At 60.8% G+C, this 1,816-nt stretch carries 1 protein-coding gene and 2 pseudogenes; all 3 read left to right on the forward strand.

The features are described 5' to 3' along the window. Positions 1–295, forward strand: a pseudogene (locus tag AWB67_RS37175) (ornithine carbamoyltransferase); the annotation flags it as partial. Between the two features lie 9 nt (positions 296–304). Then, positions 305–1,216: a carbamate kinase gene (arcC, locus tag AWB67_RS37180; protein ID WP_087660782.1), complete on the forward strand. Its 912-nt coding sequence runs from the start codon at positions 305–307 to the stop codon at positions 1,214–1,216. 295 nt (positions 1,217–1,511) lie between these two features. Continuing rightward, a pseudogene (locus AWB67_RS37185) lies at positions 1,512–1,816 on the forward strand (aminoglycoside phosphotransferase); the annotation flags it as partial.

Genomic DNA, 1,816 nt, shown 5'->3' on the forward strand with positions numbered 1-1,816 from the left:
ATCGATGGGAGAGCCGCTCGACGTGTGGGGTGAGCGCATCGAACTGCTCAGACCGTATCAGGTCAATGCCGCGCTGATGAAAGCCACCGGCAAACCACGTGCCCGCTTCATGCATTGTTTGCCCGCGTATCACACTGTCGAGACCGAGATCGGCCAACAGATTCACGAGAAATACGGCTTGTCGGAGCTCGAAGTCACCGACGACGTGTTCGAATCGGATGCCTCGATCGTATTTTCGCAAGCCGAGAACCGAATGCATACAATCAAGGCCGTGCTGGTCGCAACGCTAGGATAGGACGACGTCATGCGCATACTCGTTGCACTGGGAGGCAACGCGCTTTTGCGGCGCGATGAACCGCTCACGATCTCAAATCAGATCAACAATATCCGCAAGGCCGCGCAGCAACTCGCGCGGCTGGCCGACGGTCATCAACTGATCGTCGCCCATGGCAACGGCCCACAGGTCGGTCTGCTGGCCCTACAGGCTGCTGCAGCGAACGCGGACGCAACGCCGCTCGACGTGCTCGATGCCGAATCGGAAGGCATGATCGGCTATCTGATCGAACAGGAGCTGGCAAATGCAATCCCGCTGACCCGTCCGGTCGCCACGCTGCTCACGCGAGTCGCTGTTGCAGCAGACGATCCGGCCTTTGAACACCCGACCAAGCCGATTGGCCCGGTGTACGAGCAGAGCGAGGCCAAGCGTCTTGCGGTTGCCAACGGGTGGAAGATCGCGCCGGACGGAGCCGGCTTCCGTCGTGTCGTCGCTTCGCCGAAGCCCCGGTGCTTCATGGAACTCCAGCCAATCCGATGTCTGCTGGATCACGGCACGATCGTCATCGCCGCAGGAGGCGGTGGTATTCCCGTGACCGTCGGAGACGACGGCAGAACCTGCTCGGGCATCGAGGCGGTCATCGACAAAGACCTGTGCGCAGCGCTTCTGGCCACTGAAGTGGACGCCGACATCCTGCTCATCGTGACCGACGTGAACGCGGTCTATCTCGACTGGCGCACTCCGCACCAACGTCCGCTGCGGGAGGGGACAGTTTCCGAATTGCGGACGATGTCGTTCGCAGCGGGATCGATGGGTCCCAAAGTACAAGCGGCTTGCGACTTCGTACAGCAAACCGGACGGCCTGCCGTCATTGGCGCACTCGACCAGATAGAGGAAATGCTGAGCGGCGCCGCAGGGACTCGGATCGTAAGTGATGGCTAACGCGGGCGAGACCATCGCCGAGTTACCGCTTCTGTGCTGAACTATTGAGGAGGGCGCTTCCGGGCAGCGCCATATTGTCCGCGCCGAATGAATAAAGCGGCCCGCCGTTGAATCCCAAGTATCCCCCTCATTTCGCCCAGGCACCGCCATGTCGAACCGACCATCAATTCACGCGTCGCGACGCGAAGATGCCGCTCGTCGTGGCTGGGACACTCTGGATGCTGCACTGCGTCGGTCATGCACATATCGACATCCCGCGGGGCGCATTCGACGAATCGAGACGCACATCTCGGTCGTGTATCTCGCCGGTCGATTTGCGTACAAGATCAAAAAGCCAGTCGACCTGGGCTTTGTCGATTTCACGCGCATCGAAGGCAGGCGCCGCGCTTGCCGGGAAGAGTATCGACTGAACCGGCGCCTCGCCAAGCCGATCTACGTCGGAGTGGTACCGATCGTGCGCGTCGGGCGCACCTACTTGCTGAACACCAAGGGGCATCCAGTAGATTACGCCGTCAAGATGAAACGATTCGATGAGCGGCGCATATTTTCAAACCTGCTCGCGGCCGGCGAACTCGGCGTGGACATCATCGAGAGCGCGGC

It is taken from the genome of Caballeronia terrestris (genome assembly GCF_001544515.1).
GTDB classification, from domain to species: domain Bacteria; phylum Pseudomonadota; class Gammaproteobacteria; order Burkholderiales; family Burkholderiaceae; genus Caballeronia; species Caballeronia terrestris.